Here is a 23,429-nt window from a genome sequence, read left to right as displayed (position 1 = left end):
TAGACTGATCCTATGTCGCAACCAGTTTCTCAGGAGAAGTTGCCGGTGGCGCCGGGCAAGTCGGGCTGCCCGATCAATCTGACGGTCGAGCTCCTCGGCGACCGCTGGAGCCTGATCATCGTGCGCGACATCATGTTCGGCGGGCATACGCACTTCCGGGAGTTGCTCACCGGGTCCATCGAGGGCATCGCCTCGAACATTCTGGCCGCGCGGCTCGCCAAACTCGTCGCCGCGGGTCTGCTCACTCGTGACGACGACCCGAGCCACCGCCAGAAGGTCGAATATCACCTCACCGAGGCCTCGATTCAGCTCGTTCCGGTGCTGGCCGCACTGGGTGCGTGGGGCGCGCGATGGTTGCCAACGGCGCCGGAGCTGACCGTGCGCGCGGAGTTACTCGCCGCGGGCGGGCCCCCGATGTGGGACCGATTCATGGATGAACTGCGCGCCACGCACCTGCGCGGCGCGCCGCTTCCCGACGACGGGGTGCTCGCAGAACTCACCGCCGCCTACCACGAGGCGGTCGGTCAGTAGTCGCTAACGGACGGTCTGGCGGCCGACTTCGTTCAGGTGGGCCATCGCCTGGCGGTAGGACTCGAACAGGCCGGTCTCGCAGTAGGGAACGTCGATCTCGGCGCAGAACTGGGCGACCATCGGCTGGGCGTGGCGCAGGTTGGCGCGGGGCATCGATGGGAACAGGTGGTGCTCGATCTGGTAGTTCAGGCCACCCATCGCGGTGTCGACGAGGAAGCTGCCGCGCACATTGCGCGAGGTGAGCACCTGCCTGCGCAGGAAGTCGGTGTTGTCACCTTCGGGCAGAACTTCCATGCCCTTGTGGTTCGGGGCGAAGGTGGAGCCCATGTACAGACCGAACAGGCCCTGCTGAACGGCGATGAACACCAGCGCCTTACCCGGCGACAGCACCAGGAACGCCGCGGAGAGCAAGCCGATGAAGTGGGCGGCGAGCAGCGCGCCCTCCCAGATGCGGTTCGGGATCGGCCAGCGGAACACCGCGACGATGCTCTTCCAGTGCAGGCTGCCGCCTTCGAGCAGCAACAGCGGGAAGAACAGCCACGCCTGGTAGCGGAAAATGAATCGGCGCCAACCCTTCCCGGCCCGCGCGCGGTCACCGGAGAACGCGAGCACGCCCATCGCGTCCGGGTCGGCCCCCTCGGTGTTGGGATGGGCGTGGTGGCGGTTGTGGTTGCTGGTCCACCAGCCGATGCTCAACCCGATCGCGAGATTGCCCGCGATCAGGCCGTACAGATAGTTGGCCCGTCGCCCGGCGAAGATCTGCTTGTGCCCCGCATCGTGGCCGAGGAACGCGATCTGCGAGAACACCGCGGCCAGGAACACCCCGACCGCCAGCGTCCACCACGAGTCACCGATGACGAAAAACGCCACCCAACCAGCGACGAAGGCCCCCGCGGTCAGCGCGCTCTTCCACCCGTAGTACCCCACTTGCCGGTCGAGCAGGTCTGCCTCCCGGACGCGGCGCAACAGGACCGAGTACTCACTGCCACGCACGGGGACGACATCAGACGCGATAACCACGGGACAAGCATGGCGCATGAAGGGCACGAGCGGATGAACGGGTTGCAGATCGATGACAACCGAACCGCTGCATGCCCAAGAATCTGACGTCTCACCCCCGTGCCGCACGCGAATTATGGTGGCACCGGAGTGAAATTTTCCGGTCGAAAGGTCTCATGAAGCGCGCCATCACCACCTCAGCCATCACACTGGCACTGTTCGTCTCTGGTCAGCTCGCCGTCGCCGGCACGGCGTCCGCTGACATCGACGTCCCTGGCCCGGACGCACCGTTCGGTTCGTGCGCGGCCTACACCTGCACAGACCCGCTGGCGTACCTTTTGGACCTTGTCACCGGATCCGCAGGGTAGAGCTCAGAAACGTGGAGGTCCGGCGGCAAGCCAGGCCTCTACGTTGACACGATCGCTACCGTCGGCTCAGGTTCAGGCTCGGGCTCCGGTTCAGGCCCGGGCTCCGGCTCCGGCTCTTGTTCAGGCTCTGGTTCAGGCTCTGGTTCCGGCTCCGGCTCCGGCTCCGGCTCAGGCTCAGGCTCAGGCTCAGGCTCCGGCTCCGGCTCGGGTTCAGGCTCCGGCTCCGGCTCCGGCTCCGGCTCCGGCTCCGGCTCCGGCTCAGGCTCAGGCTCAGGCTCAGGCTCAGGTTCTGGCTCGGGTTCAGGCTCAGGTTCTGGCTCGGGTTCAGGCTCCGGCTCCGGCTCCGGCTCCGGCTCCGGCTCAGGTTCTGGCTCGGGTTCAGGCTCCGGCTCCGGCTCGGGTTCAGGCTCCGGCTCGGGTTCAGGTTCCGGTTCGGGCTCAGGCTCCCAAACAGAATCATCGGGAGGAGCCGCTGCCTCGTACTCCTCGATCGGCGGGACGCTGAAGTACCGCGGCGTATACGGAATCTTCGACGTCGTGTCGGGAAACTCGTCGGGCCGCTCTTGTCGTGCAGGTACTTGCTCGTCATCGGGGGTTTGCTCCCTGCCAGGTTTTGATTCCCCGTCCGGGGTCGGCTGTGGCTCAGGTGCCGGGTGGGGATCCGGCTTCGGCGCCGACTCGGTGGTAGTTCGAAGGCCGTCGAGATCGGCTCGCAGCTCCCGGCGCTGGTTCATGAATTCGTTGATCTGCGCCTGCAACTCCCGGCGCTGCGCCATCAGTTCGTTCGGCCGCAACCCCGCTCCCTCGACCGCCGCGGTCCTCTCCGCGAACTCGTCCACGCGCCTCGAGAACGCCTCGTCCGCAGCAGTCCGCATCTGCGCCGGAGTCAGACCGTCCGGAGCGATGCCCAACCCGCGCAACTTGTCCCGCATCGAATCGAGCGGCGCCTCAGAGTTCGTCGACTGCTCGGGCATTTGCTCGCTCTGGGGCGCCTGCTCGCCTTCCGGCTTCCGCGCGACCTCCGGCTGCGGCTGTTCCTCTCGCGGAGCGCGGGTTTCGGGGTTGGCCGACGGTGCGGCTTCCTTTCCGGCGGGACCGGCCTCGACGCCCGGTAGCGTCTCGAACAGGTTGGTGTGGCGTTCGACGGCACCAGCGCGCGGCTCGGAATCGGCCGCGCGGAGTTCGGGGGTACCCGCACGGGGCGGGGTCGGCTCGAGGCCCCTCGGCGCGGTCGGCTGCGGACGGTTTTCCGCACCGGCGGTCGGCTTGGCTTGGCTGCCGTCGCCCACCGCGGGAGGCGGTGTGGACCGTGTGGGGTTCGGCTCCTGTCGAACGCCAGCGCTTTCGGGGCCGCCAGGAATTCCGGAACGAGTTTCGCCGCCGGCACTGCTGGTTCCCTCACTCGAATTCAACAGTCGCCCAGTCTGATTCCCAGAATGATTGATTGCAGGATCCCCTGCCCGCGACCCGGAACCATTCTCACCAGCCGTATTCCCGGTACCGCTGTTTCCAGGTCGATTGCCGCCGTTCGACCGGTTCTCCCCGGAAGTATTGTCAGCCGGATCCCCGGCGCGATGGCTGCTCTCGGCGCGCGCCGGTGCGCTACTGCCGTCCGGTCCATCGAAGCGTGCGGGGTCCGCCGCGGTGAATCCGTTCGCACCGGGCCCACCGCCGGTCGGCGAATGACGGAAACCCTTGCTGCCACCGGTCAACACACCGTAGGCCGCACCGCTGGTGAGCAGCCGCGGATCCCAGGTCCACCCATTGGCGATACCGCCGACCCCCCAGGCTCCCAACGCGCCAACCATCCCCGATCCCGCGCCGACAGCCGCGCCCTTCAGTCCATTGACACCCTTGGCTGCCCATTTCCCTTCGGGCACAGGCAATTTCCCGGCTGCCTTGCCGAACAGCGCGCCGGCGGGCCCACCGACCGCGCCCGCCGCCCCGGCGGTGTACGCGGTAGTCCCCACCCGTTCCCAGTCGATGCCGTCCCGATGCCCCTTGCCGACCTGGTATGCCTGAATCGCGAGATCCTGCCCGGCCCCGAGCACCGTACTGAGGGCGACATGCTTCACCGTGAACTTGGCGACCGCGGCGATGCCGGTCTTGGCGGCGAATCGCGCGATGGCGGCGATCGCCCGGTTCGCCAGCAGCCGCACCGCCACGCGGGTAACGGCGATCGCTGCCGCTTGAACCGCAGGCGCGGTCGGCGGAAACAGCCATGCCAGTGCGATTTCGGCGGCGAGCATTCCCAATGAGCTGATAACCAGGATCTTGGTGTACTCGATCTCGGTGGCGAGGGCATCCGCGGATTCGGCCACGTAGTCCAGAACCTTGGCCAGTTCCTCGAGCGACTCCGGGCCCCTGTCCAGCTTGTCCAACGCCGTGGTCATGGCCTCGACGCCGTCGCCCCACGGGTACGCCTCGATGGTCGCCTTCTTGGCAGTCGCCAATTCCGGTAGCAGTTCCCGGATTTCGGCGGCGGCTGTGCGCCAGTCCTGCGCGATCGCCCACATCTGATCTTCATCGCCGTCGGGCCAATCCGATCCGGCGATCCAGCCGAGCCATTCCAGCTCACCGGGAAGAGTGATGGACATGCGTTACTGGAACGAGTCTGTCGACCGCTGTTCGGTCCGGGCCAGTAACTCCGCGGCCTTGTACTGCCCATCGGAGTACGAGTCGAAGGTCTTGGCAGTATTACCGAGCCCCTCGATGAGGTTCTCCCGTGCCGCGACATAACCCTGATCGCCGTCCGCGAACGTGCTGCCGTAACCGTCGCCGCCCCAGGGCGCCCCCTTGGCGTCCAGCGAAGTCTCCAAGTTGGTGAGGATCTCGCGCATTCGATCGCGCAGATCACCCATTTTGCCTGCCGCACCACGCATTTGCTCCGGGGTTACCCCGACTTTCGATGCCACGCCTAGCCCTTTCACCGATGATTCGATCTCAGACGATGGCACCGGTGCCCGGGGCGGGAAAGATTCACCACCGAGTATTGACGCTTCCTTGATAAACGTTGCAGGACAATCATTCTCGTCTTGACGCAACGTTGACGGTCGCACTACGACAGCGACGGGCCATACTTCGCGCGCATCCGCTGGGCCAGCGTCAGAAATACGGTGAAGTTCGGAATCAGGCTCACCGGAAGCGATTCCAGTGGTGCGGCCTGTCCGGTGACATGGATGCTCACCCACCCCTTACTCACCTCGACATCGGTCACCCGCAACCAGGCCGCCGATCGCTTCCCGGAACCGATCCGCGTCGACGTCATCCAGAAGTGTTCGAAGTCGAGTTGTCCACCCGCCTCGAGAACCGCGATCGCCCGAGGCAATTGCGCGGCCGTAACGGCCCTGTCGATCGCCGGACCCCATTTCTCCGGATGAGCGATCGCGTGCCGCATCACAATCGGATCGCCAATGACGTCGGTGAGCGTGTAAGCGTGCGAAACCTGTTCCGGTGCTGGACTACTCACAAGCTGGACGATATTGCGCTTCAGCGTGGTGGTGTCGTAGCGAATGGTCCGTGGAGCCCCCCGCACGATCACGATGAGTCCGTGCTCGTACAGGCTCAGTCGCGCATTGTGATTGCGGCTGTTGACATACCCCAGCCGCAGCAGATCGAACAGTAATCGACCGCCGACCATCCCCACGACGGTGAGACCGAGGATGCCGAGGATGTCCGCTCCGATCGCGAACCCGGTCACCGTCACCGCCGTGCCCAGGACAACACCGAGCGCCTCGATGGCGGGTCGGCGCATGCTCGGTTCCGCCGCGGTATAGGTCGCGCGGTGCCGCCCCAGATCCGCCTGCGCGGCGGCTCCGGCGACGGCATTGCGCAGATCGAGGTCGTTGCCGGGAAGCCCCGTCACGACCGCTCACCGTCCACTGTGCCCATACTCGCCGATCATGCCCGCAGCATCCCTGCGCACACTCGATCCGACGATCGTCCTTGACGGAACTTTCACGCTTGTGACACCCACGGCGCCGATACGCAGGATCGTGATGAGAGCTGGGTTTCAGCCCGACTCGGCCACTGACCGGCGAAATCCCTATAACGCGACCACCTGGCATCGCCTCTACCCCGAACTGCGGCTCAGCGAGCACCTGACCCCGCAGATCGTCGGGTGGACGCGCGACCGGCGCAGCGGCACCGCCCCGACCCCGACCTGCAACGCCGGGTAGTTCGCACCGCGAGAAACGACAAACGGCCGAGCTCGAAAGCCGGGCCGTTTGTTCACGAACTCGCGGGCGATCGTCTCCGGTGCACCCGAGTTCGGCTCAGCCCTCGGCGACCTCGCTGCGGTCGCCACTCCACAGGGTGTGGAATTTGCCCTCGGCGTCGATGCGCTCGTAGGTGTGCGCACCGAAGAAATCGCGCTGGCCCTGGGTGAGTGCGGCCGGCAGGCGCTCGGCGCGCAGGGCGTCGTAGTAGGACAGCGAGGACGCGAAGGCCGGGACCGGGATACCGAGCAGGGTGGCGGTGGACACCACACGCCGCCAGCTGTCGATGGCCGTCTCGATGGCCGCACGGAAGTACGGCGCGAGGATCAGGCTCGGCAGGGCGGGGTCCTGTTCGTAGGCGTCCTTGATCCGGTTCAGGAAGCGGGCCCGGATGATGCAGCCGCCGCGCCAGATCGTCGCCAGATCACCCGGGCGCAGATCCCAGCCGTATTCGGCGCTGCCCGCGGCGATCTGGTCGAAGCCCTGCGCGTAGGCGACGACCTTGGAGGCGTACAGCGCCTGCCGGATGTCCTCGGTGAACTGCGCGACATCGGTGGGCTTGTCCGCGAGTGTGCCCGATGCCAGACCCACCGCGGCTTTGCGCTGGGCTCGGGAGCCCGACAGCGCCCTGGCGAAGACCGCCTCCGCGATACCGGTGACCGGAACACCGAGATCGAGCGCGGACTTGACCGTCCAGCGGCCGGTGCCCTTCTGCTCGGCAGCGTCGACGATGACGTCGACCAGCGGCTTACCGGTTTTCGCGTCGACCTGGGCGAGCACCTCGGCGGTGATCTCGACCAGATAGCTCTCCAGGTCCCCGGAGTTCCACTGGGTGAACACCTCCGCGATCTGGCCCGCATCGAAACCGAGCGCGTCGCGGAACAGGTGATAAGCCTCGCCGATCAATTGCATGTCGGCGTACTCGATGCCGTTGTGCACCATCTTGACGAAGTGCCCGGAACCGTCGGGGCCGATGTGGGTGCAGCACGGGGTGCCGTCTACCTGCGCGGCGATCGACTCCAGCAGCGGGCCGAGCGACTCGTAGGACTCCTTCGGCCCGCCCGGCATGATCGCGGGACCGTTGAGCGCGCCCTCCTCGCCACCCGAGATTCCGGCGCCGACGAAGTTCAGCCCGCGCTCACTCAGGGCGGCCTCGCGGCGGATCGTGTCGGTGTAGAGGGCGTTGCCGCCGTCGATGATGATGTCGCCCGGCTCCATCGCGGCGGCCAGTTCCTCGATGACGGCGTCGGTCGCCTCGCCCGCCTTGACCATGATCAGCACCCGCCGCGGCTTCTCCAGCGCCGCGACGAACTCCTCGACGGTCTCGGTGCGGACGAAATCGCCATCGCCACCGTGCTCGGCGAGCAGCGCGTCGGTCTTGGCCACGGAACGGTTGTGCAGCGCGACGGTGTAGCCGTGCTTGGCGAAATTGCGGGCGATATTGCTACCCATCACGGCCAGGCCGGTGACCCCGATTTGTGCGCGCGCGGTGGAGACAGGCATTGATCAGCTCTCTTCGTCGAGTGGTCCAGTGGGTGTGCGGAAGACAGCTTCCGCGGCGGCGCGCCTGGCGCGCTCCTTGTTGTAAGCCAAGCTACTTGGTGCCCGGACCGGATCCTGCACGGAGCTAGGGGAATCAGGCGTGCCATAGCTTCGCTTTCGAGGCAGATCAGTCGCCGGACATCGCGCCGAGACGCGCGAGCAACGTAGCGGCTTCAGCGAGTTTCGCGGCGTCCTCAGGACTCAGCTCGTCCAGGAGTCGCCGGATTCCGCTGATCCACATGTCGTCGATCAGCTGATTGTTGTGCTCGGCCAACTCCGTCTCGTGCAGCCGGTAGGAGCGACCGTCCTCGGGGTCGGCCCGCTTGTCGAGCAGTCCGCGGTCCACCAGACGGCGGACGGTGGTGCTCACATTACTGCTCTGCAAACCCAGGAATCGGGCGACTTCGGAGACCGTGCTGCCCGGCCGCTCCGCGACAGTTCGGAGCACTTCGATCTCCGAGTGCGGAAGCCTGGACAGTCCCGCCTCCCGCTCACCGAAGCGACGCAGGGCCCACACCAGCGACCGCGCCGTCTGCGCGAGGTGTGCGACGTCATCGAGCGAGGGCTTGGACACGGGCGCAGTCTACCGTCTAATCTATCTATAATTCTAGATATACTTTCATAGAAAGAGACCATGTGAGCCCGCACCCGCAGGACACCCTCGCTGCCGTAGCGCAGATCGAGGTGCCGGTTACCCCCGGCGAAGACCGGCCCACCCACTTTCCGGCGAAGCTGATCGCGACGCTGACGCTGCTGGCAGCTGTCGCACCGCTGGCCATCGACATGTATCTGCCCGCATTCCCCCAGATGGCAGCGGAATTCGACACCAGCGCGTCAGCGATCCAGCTGACGCTCACCGCGTTCCTGATCGGTCTCGCCCTCGGGCAACTCGTCATCGGGCCGCTGTCGGACCGCTACGGCCGGCGTCCGCTGCTACTCGCGGGCACCCTCGTCACCGCGCTGTTCAGCGCGGCATGCGCGCTCGCCCCCACCATCGAGGTGCTGGCCGGAGCACGCTTTATCCAGGGATTTGCCGGCGCCGCGGGCATTGTGCTCGGCCGGGCCGTCATCTCCGACCGGGCTCAGGGCGCCGCCGCGGCGAAACTGTTCGGCCTGCTGATCGTCGTCAACGCCATCGCCCCGATCATCGCCCCCCTGCTCGGTGGCGCCATCGTCGCGGGCAGCGGCTGGCGCGGAGTGTTCTGGGCGCTGGCCGCGCTGTCGGTGCTGATGTTCGTGTGCGTGCTGACGATGGTGCCCGAGAGCCACCCGAAAGAACGGCGAACAACCGGCGGGGCCGCGGCGACGTTGCGCGATGCCCGCACCGTCCTGCGCAACCGTCGATATCTCGGCTACACGCTGGCCTACGCGTTCGCTTTCGGCGTGATGTTCGCGTACATCTCCGCCTCACCGTTCGTCCTGCAGGACGTCCATGGATTGTCGACCACCTGGTATTCGCTCGCTTTCACCGCCAACGCACTGGGTCTTGTCCTTTTCAGCATCGCCAACGGCGGGCTCGTAGCCCGCTTCGGTGATCGCGCGACGCTACGGATAGGACTCGTGCTGCTGGTCGCGGTCTCGGCGTTGATGCTGGTCAACAGCCTCGTCGGACCCGCGCTGTGGGCCACGCTCGCCCTGCTGTGGTGTTCGATGGGCAGCCTCGGTCTGGTCATCGCCAACGCAACGACGTTGGCGCTCGGGCAGGCACGCCGAGCCGCGGGCACCGGTTCAGCCATTCTGGGAGCACTCCAGTTCCTCCTAGCCGCGGTGATCTCGCCGCTCGTCGGCATCGGCGGCGAACACACGGCCGTCCCGATGGCGATTGCCATGGTCGTCAGCGCGGTCGTCGCACTGGCCGCGCTCACGCTGACCAGCGAACGATCCACCGCCGAGGTCGCCTAGCGGCAGAAATCGCCGGCGTGGATGGCTACGTTCGATGGTGAGCGACCACCCACGCCGCGACCTGTGCGCGGGTCGCGAAGTGCAGTTTGCTCAGGATGTGCTCGACGTGGCCTGCGGCCGTGCGCTGTGAGATGACGAGTTTCTCCGCGATGGCCCGGTTGGTCAGGCCCTCCGCGACGAGTTCGGCTATCTGCTTCTCGCGGCGGGTCAGTACGGCCATCGCGGCGGGAACCTCCGCCGCCGCTGACGGATCCTCCTCGAGTGCGTAGGCGAGCGCCGTGTCGATGTCGAGATCGTGGCCCCGGCGCAGCGCGACCTCGAAGGCGCGCTGCCCGAGCGCATCAGTGGCGTTCTGTTGCGCCTGGGTGTGGTGGCGGAACATCTCGAGAATGCTGACCACCTGGCTACCAACGGATTCGCCGACCGCCATGGCGGCGCCGACGAGCACAGCGGCCCGTTGCGCCTGGCCCTGCTCGGCCGCGACAAAGGCCAAGGTCGCCAGACAGCTCGCGACACCCAGCCAATCGTCGATCATCCGGGAAACCCGCAGACTCTCCTTGACCAGCACCGTCCCACGCTCGAGGTCGCCGCGCTCGACCGTCGTATAGGCGAGCTGTGCGACGGCATAGGACCGGTAGACCGACTCGCCATGCGCGGTGGTGAGCGCCAGCGCCCGCTCCTGACAAGCCGTGGCGCGGTCCGTTTCCTGCAGCAGACCGCACGCGACGCCGAGACCGAGCAAGCTCGACACCTGATGCAAGACATCACCGGCTGCCTCGAACCCCGGCACGGCTCGCTCGAGCTGTGTCCGCGCACCGGTGAGGTCACCGGAGAACAGCGACAGCAATCCATCCGCACCATCGACGTACGCGCACAACACCTCGTCGCCGCTGCCCTCAGCCAACGAACGTGCTTGTTCGATTCGCGCGGACCCGGACTGGATGTCTGTCTGCATCGCGGCCAGCACAGTGTCCGCGCACAGTGCCGCGATGTGCTGCAACGTGGCCCCGCTTGTGCTCTCCAACACGCGCCCGAGCCAATACCGGGCCTCGCTGGCCCGCTGCCGCGCGACCCAGAACTCGTAGAGGGCCACCGCGATCCGTTCGGCCGATCCCGCCTCGTCGGGCTCGGCCAGGCAGAACTCCATCGCCTCACGCAGGTTGGGCTGTTCCCGGTGCAGCCGATCGATCCATTCCCGCTGTTCAGGCCCCATCCATGCGGTGTAGGCCCGCAGCGCCAGGCGTTCGAACCAGTCTCGGTGGCGGCGCTGCAACGTCTTCTCGTCACCGCTGTCGCGCAACCGTTCCCGGCCGTACTCGCGCAGCGTTTCGAGCATTCGGTACCGGACGCCGCCGTCACCGCGGGACTCACGGATCAAGACCGACTTGTCCACCAGCGAGCCCACCAGGTCGAGCACATCGCCGGGATCGAATCCGTCACCGCAGATCGCCTCCGCGGCATCCAACTCGAAGCCGCCCGTGAACACCGTCACCCGCGCCCACAGCTCCCGCTCCCGGTCGGTCAGCAGGTCGTAGCTCCAGTCGATGCACTGGCGCAGCGTCTGTTGACGGGTCGGCGCCGCGCGGCCGCCACCGGTCAGCAGTCGATATCGGTCGGTCAGCCGTTGCAGGATCTGCTCCGGTGACATCGCCCGCAGCCGGGCCGCTGTCAACTCGATGGGCAGCGGCAGGCCCTCGAGTCGCCGGCATATGCGTGCGACGGTGATCTTGCTGTCTTCGGTCAGCTCGAAACCGGGGACCGCGGAGCGCGCGCGGTCGACGAACAGCGCGACGGCGTCACACCGCAACATCGCGCGCAAGCTCGGCGACCGCTCCGCCCCGGGAACCGACAGCGGCGGCACCGGGACCACCACCTCCCCACCGACGCCGACCGGCTCCCGGCTGGTCGCCAGGATGTGCAATCGTGGCCCGGCACGCAGCAGCGATTCGGCCAGCGAGGCGATCGCGTCCACCAGGTGCTCGCAGTTGTCTAGCACCAGGAGCAGATGGCGCGTGGCGACGAAGTCGACGAGCAGCTCCTGCGGCGTCTGGGCGGTCGGCCCAGCCAGTTTCAGTGCGGACGCGGCAGCCCCGGCCACCAGATCCGGCTCGCGAACCTTGCCGAACTCGACCAGCCAGACCCCGTCCTCGAACGCTCGGCGCACCTCCTCGGCTGCCCGAATCGCCAACCGGGTCTTGCCTACCCCGCCGATACCGGTCAACGTCACCAGCCGCGCCTGCGACATCAACTGTCTGACCTCGACGATCTCACGTCCTCGGCCGACGAATTGAGTCAATTCCGCGGGGAGATTTCCCAGCGCGCCCTGACTGGTTGGCGGCATCGAGCATGCCTCGCATTCGGTGGCGGAACGGTCTAGAACGCCAGGTTACGCCGTGTCGACCAGGACAGAACCCGATCGAGCCACGGCCCCGCCACCTGCTATGCGCCGGCTTCAGAAATAAACCGATTTCCGAAAAACGGGTATATCGACCGTCCCCGCGACGCCGTGGTCGGAGGACGCTGTAGCGAGGTCAGCATCATTTCCCGGAGGTCCGATGTACCCACCCGATCCAGCCGTCACCAGCGAAGACAACACACAGCACGTGGAAGACATACTGATGATTCGCCGGTGCACCTGCTGCTACACGCTGTTCGCGGCGGTGACGGTCGGCTGCTCCTCCTGCACATCCGGCAGCCTCGAGTGGCTGCCGTCGTCGGGCGCCGGTTCGATCGTGTCCTGGCGGGTCGTGGATCGCGCCGCGACCGGAATGCGCGGCGTACAGCCGTTGACGATCGCCATTGTCGAACTCGACGAGGGCCCGTGGGTCTACACCTCCATCGAAGGCGAGCTCCCGCCCCGGAACTGCCCGGTGCGTGTGCAATTCCAGCCGTGTCCCAGGGACGACGGATTCCCGGTATTCGCGGTGAGTGCCGGTCACCGAACGTCGGGCGACCAGCGCCGGTCCGCCAACCGTATCGACGCCTGACCAGGCTTGCTCTGGGCGACGAGTCGGCCACCTTCACCCTTGGAACTATTGGCGGCGACCACAAGCCGAGGTATCGTAGGTACGTACCTACATTAGGAGTCGCTGCCATGTCTTCGATGAGTGCTCGAGAATTCAACCAGGATGTCAGCGCTGCGAAACGGGCTGCGACTGAGGGGCCGGTGGTGATCACGGATCGGGGCGAGGATGCTTTTGTGCTCTTGTCTATCGACGACTATCGACGACTGAAGGCCGACAGTCAGGATCTTGTTTCCCGGCTGAGCATGGATGACGAAATCGAGTTCGAACCGGCGCCACTGCAGGTGGAGCTGAGGGTCGCGGACCTGTGACTTTTCTCCTCGATACCAACGTCATCAGCGAGTTGCGCAAATCGCCACAGTCCGTGGACCCAGCGGTGCGCTCATGGGCGGCGCAACGGCGACCATCCGACCTGTTTCTGAGCGTTGTCACGATCATGGAGGTCGAAGTCGGCATCTGCCGGATAGAACGCCGCGACTCCGCCCAAGGCAGTCGGCTGCGCAGGTGGCTCGAAGACGATGTGCTGGACGTATTCGCGAACCGAATCCTGCCACTCGACGTGGCCGTGGGTCGACGCGCCGCACGGTTGCACGTGCCGGATCCTCGCCCCGAGCGCGATGCGATGATCGCGGCAACGGCGAACGAGCACGGTATGACGGTGGTGACTCGTAATGTCAAAGACTTCGAGCCGATGGGCGTGCCTGTCATCAACCCTTGGAATCACACTGACGATCCGGCAAACGACGTTCGGCGGCGGTGGAAGAACTACAAAAGGTCCGGCCCTATGGCCGGGCCTTTTGTGTTGGGTGAGGCCAACGTCCTACAACCCGAACACCCCGCTGACCGAAGTGCCTCAGCGCACGAGGCGGAGTCGGGTGGCGGCGAGTCCGACACTCAACCGCTGCCCCCAGGACAGGCGTAGTGCGTCGTGCTCGATGCCGTCGCCGAAGGCCACCAGGCCGTCGGACTCGACGTCGATGTGCAGGCTTTCGTCGGTGATCTCGCCTTCGGTGTGCGTGACCCCGGTGGTCGGTGAAGGCCATGCCTCTCTGACGAACCAGACGAGTCTGCGCTCGGTAGGTTCGGGCAGGGGCAGTGGGCTTTTCCGTTCGCGGTGCGTCGATGAGCACCAGCCGGTGGCGCCCGTGCCGCTGCCGACGAGGACGCCCGAGGATGCCTGGCGTTCGTTGTGGATGCGGTAGCGGCTGGTCTGGTGGCTCGGATGGCCGAGGTAGATCTCGTTGAGCGCGTGCAGTGTCTGTCCGTCGTCGGTTCTCGCCTCGACCATCGTGAGGTCGTCGGTGTCGCCGGTGCAGTGCAGGAGTTCTGCCGCGTCGGCGGGGGTGTGCGCGGCGAGCACACCCGGCTCCGGGCTGATGCCGATGACGGCCTGGCCGTCGAGATATTTGGCCACGTTGGCGACCAGCCCGTCCTGCCCGACGATCACGACGATGTCCTCGGGCGCGAACAGGAACCGCGACAGGTCCTCCCGCTCGACCATGCCGCGTCGCCATCCCAGCGGAATCGCACCACTGACCTCGGCCAACGCCGCGCGGTTCCGCCGGTCACGCTCGGCCACCTCGTCCAGCGATCTACTCCGTGACCTCAGGAAGAACTCCACCTGCCCGCGCGTTCCGTGCCGTGCCAGCAGCTCGGACAGCTCGGTGCGCCGGTGCACCAGCACGATTCGCGGAGCCAGGCTCATCGGGTGAGCCGTTGCAGGATCGGCGCGATCATGTCCGGCGTCAGGGTGATGCTGCCGATCTCCGGCAGGTTGCCCGCGAGTTCCTTGGCGGCCAGCGCGTAGAGCGTTTCCTGGGGAATATCCCGGTACGCGTCCAGACGCGCCTTCTCACCGGCGGCCTCGGCCTCGGCGAGCTTGCGGATGCCGTCGGCTTTGGCGTCGTCGGCGACCCTGCCTGCCCTGGCCTGGTCCTGCGCCTTCCTGAGCGCGTTCGCGCCGCGCTGGACGACCAGGAGTTCCTCCCGCTTCGCCAGCTCGATCTGGCTCTGCAGTTCGTTCTCGCTGATCGCGCGCTCGCGTTCGACGGCGAGCGCGCGCCGCTCGAAGGTCGCTCTGTCCGCTTCCTGCTGAACCTTCTCGCGGATCGTGGTCTGGAGCGCCTTCTCCATCTCCGCGTCGGGGCGGATCGCGACGACGCGGATGTCGATGATCTCCAGCCCGATGTGAGCCGCGGTCAGCTTGCGCGTGGTGGCTTCCTTGACCTTGTCGACGCCGGTGCGGATGGCGGTCTCGAGGTCGAGCGTGGCGAGCACCTCGAGGGCGTGTTGCTGCGTGTTCTCGGTGAGGGTGTTCGCGATCTGGCTCAGCGGGTCCTGGCGCCAAGTTCCCGTGTCGGGGTCGATCGAGAAGTCGATCCTGCTCGTCGCCGTCTCGGGATCGGTGCAGCGGTAGGTGACCGTGAGCTGGACGGTGACGTCCTGGTAGTCGCGGGTGCGGGCGTGGAACAGCATCGGAAGCTCTCGGTCGGCCACCGGAACCTCACTGAGGACCGCGGTGCTCGGACGGAACCAGAAGCTCAGTCCGGTGCCGTCGTGCAGGACCTTGCCCCGGCGGACATGCCTGACATGGACGGTCGGGGCTCCCCTGAGATGCCGCAGTCCGGGGTAGCCACTGATGTCTGCCATCGCCTTCTCCTTAGTTATGGTCATATTGACTATAACTAGTCTTCGGCTCAGCGGCAAGCCCTGGGTTTTCGGGGTACCGGCCCCGCGAAAACTGTGGAACGCTACCGCTTCAGGCGGTTTCCGGGCGAGCACCGGGGCCGACCACATCAATGCGAAGGACCACCGAACCCATGCGAATCGCAGGACTGACCGCCCTCGCGGCGGGCGCACTCGTTCTCCCGGCCATCCTGGCTCCCGCGGCATCGGCAGAGGTGGAGGACATCACCATCTCCGCCTGGGGTAACAGCGAAATCCCCGTCGCCTGCGACTATGTGGGCGCCAACTGCAGCGTCATGGCCCGGATGTTCGGCCCCGACTACGCACTACCCGCCACCGTGACGATCAACGGCCGCGAACTCAGTTCGCCTGAGCGCCTGGACTACCCGGACCGGGAGCGCAGCGCGGTCCGCGGCACCTGGCGCCCGCCGGCCAAGGGCACCTACACGATCGTGGCCACCCAGGGCTCCTCCACCAAGACCCTTGTCGTCGAGATCACCGGAGACGCCCAGCTCGGCAGCGGCTCGGCGGGACTGCTACCCAGCGGTTCCAGCTAACCATCGAGTCCGGCCCTGGCCGATACCTCGCCTTGCCGCGGGGTAACCGCGGGAATAGTCGAACAAAAAGGTAGGGACTCGAGCCCCTGACACCCACACTGCCGGTGTCGCAGGGGATTTCCAGCGGGCGGGTACCTGTCCAACCTGTCCAGGTCCGGGGCGGTATAGCGTCCAGGCTGTGCCGCCCTGTCCAGGCTATGCGTGCCTGTCTCGGCAAGATCTCGGCAAGATGGCTGAATCTCAGAACATGGCCATGACCTGCGCAGCACAGCCCCGGTTGGCAAGGTCACACTGCCATCTCCGGGGCAACGGCAGAGACCTTGGCGACCGCCTTGCGGGTGCGGTCCGAATCGACACCGGCCACCACCGGCAGCGCTGCCCGCCACAATCGGGCCGCGTCCTCGTGCCGTCCGAGTTTCCAGCGCAGTAGCCCGGTCTCGATTTCACTCAGCGCGCGAATCCGGGTGTGAGTCTCCGGGTTCCAGGCCGCCGCGCTCATATCCAACTGCCGCTCGGCCTCACTCAGATCACCGAGCGCGGCGAACGCCTTCGACGCCTGTCGGCTGACCGATGCCTTGTTCGGGCAGAACAGCGACAGCCAGCGCGGCAACTCCGTCGTCGTGGTCGGCGTGAGCCACGGATCAATCCCGCGCAGCGTCTCCCGCGCCGCGCGGTGGTCTCCGCCTTCGGCGTACATGCGAGCGAGCGCGACATCGAACACCGCCATCGCATCCACGTCGACGTGCCCGCGTGCCCGCGATACCGCGCGCTCGGCCAGCTCGATGCTGTGCTGCGGCACGCCCACATCATCAGCGTGCAAGGCGATGATCCGCAGCACGAAACCATCCTGACCGGGCACGCCGGATTCCTCGGCCAACCGCAGCGCGGCCAGGAAATACCGCAGCGCCGCCCCGTCCGCGCCGACATCGTGCGAACTGAACCCGATTGCGTAGGCCAGTTCCGATGCCGCGCTGAATGCGTCGGCACGAATGTGAGCGTCGGCGAATCGGGACCGGAGCAGGGCGGAAACGTCGGTCGACAGAAACGCCGTCATCGCGAGACGCCCGGACCCGCCGCCACGGACTTCATCGAACCGGAGCAGGGCATCGGTCACGCCGCGCACCGCCGCCACGTCAGCCGCGCCGGTACCGGTGCCGTCACCGATGGCCGCCAGGCGCGCGTGTTCGGGCATCGGCAGCAGGGCCGTGGCAGCGAGTGACGCACTGTAGGCAGCGGAGCGGAGAAACCCCCGCCGGTCCAGGTCGGCTCGGCCCAGCGCTTCCGCCGTCGTGACCGCGTCCAGCAGGCCGCACGCGCGTCGATACTCCGCCAGAACATCGGCAGTGGGTACGCGCCGCCCGGTCTCATAGTGGCCCAGCGCGGCCCGGCTGTAGGCCACTCGGTCGGCTAGTTCGGCCAGGCTGAACCCCGCTGCCTCACGGGCCGCGCGGAGCTGTGCCCCGACGACTGCGGGGGGTGGGCCGGATTCCATACAACACACGGTAGCCGCGCAATGGAGTTGTAGACGCGCTGTAGCCGAAGAACGGTTCTACCTGGAACCCGTCAGCGGAAAGCTTGGTCTCAGCCCCACCGCCGGGGTATGCCGGGCAACGCTGCTCGGCACATCGGGCGCAGCGAGCTGCGGGACGATGGCGAAAGCTCTGCGGCGGTGGGCGCACTGACCTGACACCCACCAGGGGGACCCGTGACACTGCCTCAGCCCACGCCGCACACGAAACGACCGCACCCAGTAGAAGTCGCGCCACCCGAAGTGATCCGGCGGCTACTCGCCGCGCTCGATCGGTGGGAACCGAAGCGGCGGACATCGTGAGCGGCGCGATACAGCCCCGCCTGGACAAACTGACCGAACGGGCCGCGCTGCGGTCGATGGCGATCCGCAAGGCGCACGAACCGCCCTATGGCTGGGAGTTGTACAGCCCGTTCCGCGTGGTCGTCACGGGGTCGCTGGACAACGTGGCCGATTGGCTTACGGCGGCCGAAGCGCGCGACGATCAACCGCCGGTGCTGAACCTGGCAGGCGAGAAGGCTGACGGGTGACCGCGCTGGGGTTCGCCATCGCGATCGGCCTGCCGCTGCTCGTGCTGTTCGGGGTGATCGTGTGGCCCGAACCCGTCGCGCCGGAGCGCACCGTGGACGCGATCCGGCGGCGGGCGGAGTCTGAGACCGAAGGCCATCTCGGTCACCGCCGACCTCCGCCGTGGTGATCGGCCGACCCGCTGTGAATGTTCGAACTTGTCCGCTCTGGTTCCGGGTGGTCACGTTATCGGGGACTCGCCATGTCCCCCTCCGTGGATCACGATCGTCAAGGCGTCGGGTTGTTCTGCCGACCCCAAGACCAGTTGGCATACTACCGACAACATCTTGTCTCGCCCGGGTGCGTTGGCGATGTCTGGTCGATCGCACACGTGTAGACACACGTCCCACACCAAGGCGGCGCGGCGGTCGTCTGACAGCGGTGTCTGCACCGGCATGCCGCCGGAGTTCGTGCGGACCCGCGCCGAAACCGAGGCGCTGCTGGTCCTGTATGGACACGACCCCTGTGAGGTCGCGCGCCAGCTCACCGAATTCACTGACGAACCGCCGCGGCACGCAACAGATGACCTGGCGGCGAGTCTGTTCACTCCCGACGATCTGGCACAACTGCGCGCTCGGCTGGATCGTTGAGCAATCCGCACGACGCGTGTGCTCTCCGGGAGAGAAGTGCCGGGCAGCTGGATGAGACGATCGCAGAAGCGGTGCGCGGCGCGCTGATTGCCCAGAACTGGCTTGTCGCAGCGTAGGAGTTAGGCCTCCAACACCAGGAACAGGAAGGCCAGGAACCTGGGGTCCTCACGGTCCTGGAAGAACTCGGGGAACCGCTCCACCGCTTCCGGGGCAGGTGCCGGTTCCTCCAGGCGGGTGATACGGAATCCGCTGTCGGAGAATGTCTGGAACATGGTTGACAAGGACCGATCCCAGAATGTGAGGTCTGCGGTCTGCCCGGCCATATCGGTCACCTTGCGTTGGCGCGTGGCGAAGTAGTTGGTGGTCTCGCCGGCCTGAAGTTGCGTGAACCACATGACCAGCGGGTGCTCCACCGAGAGGATTAGGCGGCCTCCGGGCTTGAGCACGCGGCGCATCTCCGCCAGCGGGGAGCGCCAGTCTTCGAGGTAGTGCAGCGCGAGGGAACAGACAACGTCGTCGAAGGTGCTGTCGCTGAATGGAAGAGGGGCAGCCAGGTCCCCGACGTGTAGCTCGGCGGCGCCCCCGACTCTGTCTGTGGCGATGTCGATCAGGGCTTGGCTGCCGTCGATTCCGACCGCAGTCGCTCCGCCTTCGATGAGGTCGACGAGCGTGGGACCGGAGCCGCACCCGGCGTCCAGCACATGCTTACCCGTCACGTCGCCGAGTAGGTTCCGGATCGCGGGCCGGTTGTAGTACTCGTTGAGGAGGCTCGTCGCGTTCTCCTCGGCGTAGGCCCTGGCGATCGGGTCGTATGCGGCCGCGCCGCCGGAGTCAGTTCGCTGCGTTGTTGTCCCCACGTGGCCGACGCTAACACGGCAGTAGCGGATGGGCCTGAACGCTCCCTGTCCACGTGCAGAATCTGAGTTCCTTTGCGCGCCAGACCATCACCCCCACTCAACACGACGACGGGGGCGCCAGTCGGGTCGCCGCCGCGTCCACTGGTTCGGCAAGCCTCAGCATCGGGTGTTTCATAGGTAATCACCTATGAAACACCGGCAGTCGCGGTCGGCATCCAGCGCGTTTCTCGTTTCATAGGTTGTTGCAAATGTCTATCGTAATGAAACGTACCTATGAAACACTGTGTGGGTGAGTGACGACGATTTCCTCCGCGTGGAGGTCCACGACTGCCCGATGTCGAGTTGCGCCGCCTCGGCCGGGTCACCGTGCCGGACCGGCAAGGGCAAAGTCGCCATCGGCTACCACACCGCCCGCTTCCGCCTCGTGCCCTCACTCGCCAAGGTGCTCAACGTCGCCACCCCCGCGGTGCGCAAGCCCGGAACGGTGTGGACCGAGCTACCGCGCCCGGCCGCGACGGTCACCGCCACGGGCGGGCACGTGCGTATCGGCTACGCCCGCGCCTCCACCGTGCGCCAGTCCCTCGACACCCAACTCGATTCCCTACGCGCCGCCGGCATCGGCAGGATCTTCTCCGAGAAGATCTCCACCCGCGCCCTCATCCGACCGGAACTCGACCGCGCTGTGGCCTTGGCGCGGGAGATCCGCGCCTCCGGCGCCGCGGTCACCCTGGTCGTGCACGAGCACAAACGCCTCGGCCGCGGAATCGAACTCGCTGCCCTGGCCGAACAGCTCAAAGCCGCCAGCATCGGCCTGGAATTCCTCACCGGCGAACTCCAGGGCTCCCACGACCCGTCCGGGGTGGTGTTCACCGTGCTGGCCGCCCTGTCCGGGATGGAACGCGAATACATCCGTGACCGCACCCTCGAAGGCCACGAATCCGCCCGCCAGCGCGGCAAAACCATCGGCGGCGCCGCCGTGGTCGATGACGCCATGCTCTCCATGGCGTTGCACCTGCGTAGCAACAACCACAGCCTGCGCGACATCGCTGCCCGCTTGGTTATCACCAAGGGCAAGAAGAAGGGCCAGCACCCCTCACCGGCCACCGTCCTGCGGCTGTTGCGCGAGCACGATCGGACCAGCGCGCCGATAGGTTGATCACCTCCGAGTCGACACGGGGTTCTGGCACTTCCCGTGCTGGCCCTTCCACACCCGAGACGGGTTGTCGGCGAAGGACGTTTGCCGACAACCTGATCCGCGACTTTTTCGCGGATCGAGACACTCCGTGCTGACTACGCGATTGACTGGCGTTCCGACGGAATACTGGAAAAATGGCAATGTTTCCCGAGGGCAACTTCACCATCGTCAACAACGAGACCGGCCGGTGCGTCCGGGTTCGACTAGGCAGAACGCACGACGTCAGCGACCACAGGCTCGGGACCAAGTACCTCCAGACCGTGACCGAAGACCCGACCCTCACACTGGGGCCCGCCGACAACAGCCCCGCGACCGCCTGGTGGTTCCATTCCAGCCGAGACTCCCTGGAGCGCAGGCCGTTCGACCAGATCGCCAACTTCGCCGTCAGCGAGTACCAGAACATCGGCAACCTCTGTGTGTGGATGCACAGCGACCCCCGCACCGAGGAGGAGGACAGAGAGCGGACGGTCGAGGTGTTCGTCGACAAGCTGAACAGGATGCCCGCAGAACTCCGGGAGAAGCTTGGCACGCTGATCTCCGAGGAATGGAAGGCCCTGGATGCCGAGGTGTCCAGGGCCGCGCAGCAGCTCTGGAGGCGTAAGAAACTGCCCGAGCCGGTGATCCGGGATGAGGTGGAGATGCTGAACGAATGGCACAAACTCTGCGCCGGTCTCGCGTTTCGCGGTGCCGATGGCATCTACCTGGCCGACATCAATGACGTGAAGGAACAAGCTCGGGAGCAGCGGATGATCTTCGACGACGACGAGGATGTGGATTCGGCCGCCGTTGCCCCCCAGGCGGAGTGGGACAAGGCAGAGTGGGACAAGAGGGTCATCGCCGCGCTGCGTGCCTACCTGGACGAGGCTGCGAAGGAAGGCATCGCCCCGTCGCCGTTCACGTCTGCCTCGCGGACCCGCATGTTCGGTTGCGGCGCCAAGAGGGGCAAAGGCGCCACCTATCGGTGGGCGTACGACGGCACATACATCTACGGCTCCGACAGCGAAACAGTGCCGTCGGAGCGAACCTACTGGACAGACCACAACGGCCAACTGGTCGGCAAGCACAAGGGCGTCCCCGGGCAGACCTGGACCATCGCCCCATGGAAGCCCACCCCCGCCCAGGCCGAGAGCGACGTTTCCGCCATCCTGCTCACTGGCCTGTTCGGCCCCATCGGCAGCGTCCTCGGACTCTGACACGGGAACAGCCCCGCCCCGCCCGGCGCTTCTGCGAGGTCAGGGCGTCACGGACGGCGCGGGGCCAACTGATCGTTTCAAAATGAGTTGAGATCTTGTGCCTGGCGATCTTGGGCGGCAGGCTGCCGACAGTCCAGCTCGGGGGTCCACCAGCTCTACGTCGGCGGCCTGGCCTTCCCCGTAAACCTGATCACCAACGGGATGGGTCAACGGGCCGGAACCCTACGAGACCCCCACATGACTGAACAGGACTTCGAACATCACTGAAGGCGACTTCGAACACTGACAAGCGTCGACAGCGGACTCGCAGGCGCGGGTGTTCGGAAACCCGTTCGGAAACAGGCAGTCTCGTTCCTGATTGTCGAACACGTTTCCCGAACGGGCGGAGGGGTGTCATGGCGTTGGTCGCACCACCCGAGCTAGGCGGTCCCAGCAAGGCTTGGCACGGGCCCGAATGCCCAACCCTTCGCCAGCGGTGGCGGCGCACAAGCCACCACCGGTGCGGCCCCGGCCGACTGCGTCCACATCGTCCGTCGCGGCGGATCGGAACCGCGACAAGGCGGTCCGCAGACAGCATCCATCAAACACACAGCCAAAACGGGGGGTTTACGGGGGCCAGGACCGAAAAACAGGTCAGGCCCGGTCGCTGACCGGGCCTGACCTGCTATTTCTGTGGAGCTAAGGGGACTCGAACCCCTGACCCCCACACTGCCAGTGTGGTGCGCTACCAGCTGCGCCATAGCCCCGTGTTCAGTTGTTCAGCTGCTCTCGCTGCTGCCTGAATGAAGTTACACCATGCGTCTGAGAGACAACAAATCGGCTGGTAGATGGCGAAAATGCGGGGTGTGGGCTGGGGCTTCGGGGGCGCGTGGGGCGGGACGGATCGGCTGGTCGAGGGTAGAATGTGCCGAACCTCACGCGGGGGCTCATGGGGCCAGGTTCACTACCCAGTTCTCGTCTTGCCAGTTGATCTTGGTGGTGCCGTCGTAGATCGAGGGGGTGGCGGCCTTGTTGCCCGTGCGGGCGTCGAGGTCGGCGAGGTTTTTCGCGGCGGCGGTCTTGGCGGCATCGGATTGGGCGCTGTTGTTGATGCAGGCGGCGACGGATTCGGGGGCGCCGGATTCGGTGGCGATGGTGGCCAGCGCGGGGTTACTCAGGTCGGAGCCGCCTTCGGCGGGCTGCCGCTTCGTGAACAGCGTCTCGTGGAACTTGCTGTACGTGGGGCCCGAACCCGATTGGGCGACACAGAGATTCGCGGCGGTCGCGCGGGTGGAGTAGTCCTTGCTCTTGGACTGGGGGTCGAGGAAGGCGACGAGGTGGTAGTTCACCGCGAGCTTGCCTTCGTCGATCTTCTGGGCGAGTTCCTGGCCGAAGCTGTTTTCCATCGCGCCGCAGGCGGGGCAGATGGGGTCTTCGAAGATGTCGACGGTCTTGGGGGCGTCGGGGCGGCCGAGGCGGATGACGCCTTCGGGGGTGGTGCTGACCTGCACGGCGGCCTCGCGGACGGGGCCGTAGCCCTCGTTGCGTACGGCGGGCGGCGGTTCCGCGCTCCACTTGTAGGCAGCGAACACGATCAACCCGATGAGGACGACCGCCACCGCGGCCAGCGCATAGGTGGTGTTGCTGGAAACGGGGCGCGGATTGTGCGAAGAACCGGCTGTGCTCACCCGTCCAC

26 protein-coding genes and 1 tRNA gene are annotated in these 23,429 nt (G+C 66.4%); 13 read left to right on the top strand and 14 right to left on the bottom strand.

The window, feature by feature from the left end; genetic code table 11:
- Positions 1-12 precede the first annotated feature (12 nt).
- Entirely contained in the window at positions 13-531 is a 519-nt protein-coding gene (locus ACFWO8_RS20145; protein WP_378953153.1) for a winged helix-turn-helix transcriptional regulator, read from the top strand.
- Between the two features lie 3 nt (positions 532-534).
- On the opposite strand, the gene ACFWO8_RS20140 is transcribed toward ACFWO8_RS20145, so the two are convergent.
- Positions 535-1,551 (bottom strand): fatty acid desaturase family protein, encoded by a 1,017-nt coding sequence (locus tag ACFWO8_RS20140; protein ID WP_378953151.1) that lies wholly within the window; start codon positions 1,549-1,551, stop codon positions 535-537.
- Between the two features lie 155 nt (positions 1,552-1,706).
- On the opposite strand from ACFWO8_RS20140, the gene ACFWO8_RS20135 reads away from it, so the two are divergent.
- Positions 1,707-1,898 carry a hypothetical protein gene (locus ACFWO8_RS20135; RefSeq protein ID WP_378953149.1) on the top strand — a complete coding sequence of 64 codons (192 nt, stop codon included), beginning with the start codon at positions 1,707-1,709 and terminating at the stop codon, positions 1,896-1,898.
- A gap of 38 nt (positions 1,899-1,936) precedes the next feature.
- Here the strand turns inward: ACFWO8_RS20135 and ACFWO8_RS20130 are convergent, their stop codons facing one another.
- The 3 genes from ACFWO8_RS20130 to ACFWO8_RS20120 form a co-directional block, all read right to left on the bottom strand.
- Positions 1,937-4,351, bottom strand: a complete 2,415-nt coding sequence (locus ACFWO8_RS20130; protein ID WP_378953147.1) for a hypothetical protein — start codon at positions 4,349-4,351, stop codon at positions 1,937-1,939.
- Positions 4,352-4,498: 147 nt separating this feature from the next.
- Positions 4,499-4,813: a WXG100 family type VII secretion target gene (locus ACFWO8_RS20125; RefSeq protein ID WP_378953145.1), complete on the bottom strand. Its 315-nt coding sequence runs from the start codon at positions 4,811-4,813 to the stop codon at positions 4,499-4,501.
- Positions 4,814-4,956: 143 nt separating this feature from the next.
- A complete protein-coding gene (locus ACFWO8_RS20120; protein ID WP_378953143.1) occupies positions 4,957-5,763 on the bottom strand; it encodes a DUF6585 family protein in 807 nt (268 codons plus the stop codon).
- Between the two features lie 133 nt (positions 5,764-5,896).
- Here ACFWO8_RS20120 and ACFWO8_RS20115 point away from each other — a divergent pair, with 133 nt between their 5' ends.
- Entirely contained in the window at positions 5,897-6,076 is a 180-nt protein-coding gene (locus ACFWO8_RS20115) for a hypothetical protein (RefSeq protein WP_378953141.1), read from the top strand.
- Between the two features lie 96 nt (positions 6,077-6,172).
- Here ACFWO8_RS20115 and gndA read toward each other — a convergent pair whose 3' ends face one another.
- On the bottom strand, positions 6,173-7,618 hold the full coding sequence (gene gndA / locus ACFWO8_RS20110) for an NADP-dependent phosphogluconate dehydrogenase (RefSeq protein ID WP_378953139.1): 1,446 nt from the start codon (positions 7,616-7,618) through the stop codon (positions 6,173-6,175).
- Between the two features lie 166 nt (positions 7,619-7,784).
- Complete coding sequence (locus ACFWO8_RS20105; RefSeq protein WP_378953137.1) at positions 7,785-8,231, bottom strand: MarR family winged helix-turn-helix transcriptional regulator; 447 nt, start codon at positions 8,229-8,231, stop codon at positions 7,785-7,787.
- A gap of 62 nt (positions 8,232-8,293) precedes the next feature.
- Here ACFWO8_RS20105 and ACFWO8_RS20100 point away from each other — a divergent pair, with 62 nt between their 5' ends.
- The gene (locus ACFWO8_RS20100; RefSeq protein ID WP_378953135.1) at positions 8,294-9,559 is read left to right on the top strand and encodes a multidrug effflux MFS transporter; all 1,266 of its coding nucleotides are present in this window, start codon (positions 8,294-8,296) and stop codon (positions 9,557-9,559) included.
- Between the two features lie 25 nt (positions 9,560-9,584).
- Here ACFWO8_RS20100 and ACFWO8_RS20095 read toward each other — a convergent pair whose 3' ends face one another.
- On the bottom strand, positions 9,585-11,900 hold the full coding sequence (locus ACFWO8_RS20095; protein WP_378953133.1) for an ATP-binding protein: 2,316 nt from the start codon (positions 11,898-11,900) through the stop codon (positions 9,585-9,587).
- 300 nt (positions 11,901-12,200) lie between these two features.
- A complete protein-coding gene (locus ACFWO8_RS20090) occupies positions 12,201-12,359 on the bottom strand; it encodes a hypothetical protein (protein ID WP_378953562.1) in 159 nt (52 codons plus the stop codon).
- Between ACFWO8_RS20090 and ACFWO8_RS20085 the strand changes: the two genes are divergently transcribed.
- From ACFWO8_RS20085 to ACFWO8_RS20075, 3 genes are all read left to right on the top strand, one after another.
- The gene (locus ACFWO8_RS20085; RefSeq protein WP_378953550.1) at positions 12,292-12,546 is read left to right on the top strand and encodes an OB-fold domain-containing protein; all 255 of its coding nucleotides are present in this window, start codon (positions 12,292-12,294) and stop codon (positions 12,544-12,546) included. The two genes, ACFWO8_RS20090 and ACFWO8_RS20085, sit on opposite strands and share 68 nt — an antisense overlap.
- 107 nt (positions 12,547-12,653) lie before the next feature.
- Positions 12,654-12,893 carry a type II toxin-antitoxin system Phd/YefM family antitoxin gene (locus ACFWO8_RS20080; protein WP_378953131.1) on the top strand — a complete coding sequence of 80 codons (240 nt, stop codon included), beginning with the start codon at positions 12,654-12,656 and terminating at the stop codon, positions 12,891-12,893.
- The gene (locus tag ACFWO8_RS20075; protein ID WP_378953129.1) at positions 12,890-13,504 is read left to right on the top strand and encodes a type II toxin-antitoxin system VapC family toxin; all 615 of its coding nucleotides are present in this window, start codon (positions 12,890-12,892) and stop codon (positions 13,502-13,504) included. Before ACFWO8_RS20080 ends, ACFWO8_RS20075 begins: the two co-directional genes overlap by 4 nt.
- On the opposite strand, the gene ACFWO8_RS20070 is transcribed toward ACFWO8_RS20075, so the two are convergent.
- Both ACFWO8_RS20070 and ACFWO8_RS20065 read right to left on the bottom strand, forming a co-directional pair.
- Positions 13,436-14,287: a hypothetical protein gene (locus ACFWO8_RS20070; RefSeq protein WP_378953127.1), complete on the bottom strand. Its 852-nt coding sequence runs from the start codon at positions 14,285-14,287 to the stop codon at positions 13,436-13,438. The two genes, ACFWO8_RS20075 and ACFWO8_RS20070, sit on opposite strands and share 69 nt — an antisense overlap.
- Complete coding sequence (locus ACFWO8_RS20065) at positions 14,284-15,231, bottom strand: SPFH domain-containing protein (protein ID WP_378953125.1); 948 nt, start codon at positions 15,229-15,231, stop codon at positions 14,284-14,286. Before ACFWO8_RS20065 ends, ACFWO8_RS20070 begins: the two co-directional genes overlap by 4 nt.
- 170 nt (positions 15,232-15,401) lie before the next feature.
- Here ACFWO8_RS20065 and ACFWO8_RS20060 point away from each other — a divergent pair, with 170 nt between their 5' ends.
- Positions 15,402-15,824 carry a hypothetical protein gene (locus ACFWO8_RS20060; protein WP_378953123.1) on the top strand — a complete coding sequence of 141 codons (423 nt, stop codon included), beginning with the start codon at positions 15,402-15,404 and terminating at the stop codon, positions 15,822-15,824.
- A gap of 286 nt (positions 15,825-16,110) precedes the next feature.
- On the opposite strand, the gene ACFWO8_RS20055 is transcribed toward ACFWO8_RS20060, so the two are convergent.
- On the bottom strand, positions 16,111-17,316 hold the full coding sequence (locus ACFWO8_RS20055; RefSeq protein WP_378953121.1) for a helix-turn-helix domain-containing protein: 1,206 nt from the start codon (positions 17,314-17,316) through the stop codon (positions 16,111-16,113).
- A gap of 335 nt (positions 17,317-17,651) precedes the next feature.
- On the opposite strand from ACFWO8_RS20055, the gene ACFWO8_RS20050 reads away from it, so the two are divergent.
- The 3 genes from ACFWO8_RS20050 to ACFWO8_RS20040 all read left to right on the top strand — a co-directional run bounded on the left by ACFWO8_RS20050 (position 17,652) and on the right by ACFWO8_RS20040 (position 18,509).
- Positions 17,652-17,882 carry a hypothetical protein gene (locus ACFWO8_RS20050; RefSeq protein WP_378953119.1) on the top strand — a complete coding sequence of 77 codons (231 nt, stop codon included), beginning with the start codon at positions 17,652-17,654 and terminating at the stop codon, positions 17,880-17,882.
- The gene (locus tag ACFWO8_RS20045) at positions 17,879-18,049 is read left to right on the top strand and encodes a hypothetical protein (RefSeq protein ID WP_378953117.1); all 171 of its coding nucleotides are present in this window, start codon (positions 17,879-17,881) and stop codon (positions 18,047-18,049) included. Before ACFWO8_RS20050 ends, ACFWO8_RS20045 begins: the two co-directional genes overlap by 4 nt.
- A gap of 265 nt (positions 18,050-18,314) precedes the next feature.
- Positions 18,315-18,509: a hypothetical protein gene (locus ACFWO8_RS20040; RefSeq protein ID WP_378953115.1), complete on the top strand. Its 195-nt coding sequence runs from the start codon at positions 18,315-18,317 to the stop codon at positions 18,507-18,509.
- A gap of 119 nt (positions 18,510-18,628) precedes the next feature.
- Here ACFWO8_RS20040 and ACFWO8_RS20035 read toward each other — a convergent pair whose 3' ends face one another.
- On the bottom strand, positions 18,629-19,366 hold the full coding sequence (locus ACFWO8_RS20035; protein WP_378953113.1) for a class I SAM-dependent methyltransferase: 738 nt from the start codon (positions 19,364-19,366) through the stop codon (positions 18,629-18,631).
- Positions 19,367-19,655: 289 nt separating this feature from the next.
- Here ACFWO8_RS20035 and ACFWO8_RS20030 point away from each other — a divergent pair, with 289 nt between their 5' ends.
- Positions 19,656-20,522, top strand: a complete 867-nt coding sequence (locus ACFWO8_RS20030; protein WP_378953111.1) for a recombinase family protein — start codon at positions 19,656-19,658, stop codon at positions 20,520-20,522.
- 173 nt (positions 20,523-20,695) lie between these two features.
- Positions 20,696-21,754, top strand: a complete 1,059-nt coding sequence (locus ACFWO8_RS20025) for a hypothetical protein (RefSeq protein WP_378953109.1) — start codon at positions 20,696-20,698, stop codon at positions 21,752-21,754.
- A 673-nt stretch (positions 21,755-22,427) separates the two neighbouring features.
- On the opposite strand, the gene ACFWO8_RS20020 is transcribed toward ACFWO8_RS20025, so the two are convergent.
- Both ACFWO8_RS20020 and ACFWO8_RS20015 read right to left on the bottom strand, forming a co-directional pair.
- Positions 22,428-22,500, bottom strand: a tRNA-Ala gene (locus ACFWO8_RS20020).
- Between the two features lie 180 nt (positions 22,501-22,680).
- Complete coding sequence (locus ACFWO8_RS20015; protein WP_378953107.1) at positions 22,681-23,421, bottom strand: DsbA family protein; 741 nt, start codon at positions 23,419-23,421, stop codon at positions 22,681-22,683.
- Positions 23,422-23,429: the final 8 nt, after the last annotated feature.

It is taken from the genome of Nocardia sp. NPDC058480 (genome assembly GCF_042720495.1).
Lineage (GTDB): Bacteria > Actinomycetota > Actinomycetes > Mycobacteriales > Mycobacteriaceae > Nocardia.
This window is presented reverse-complemented; position numbering and strand designations above follow the sequence as displayed.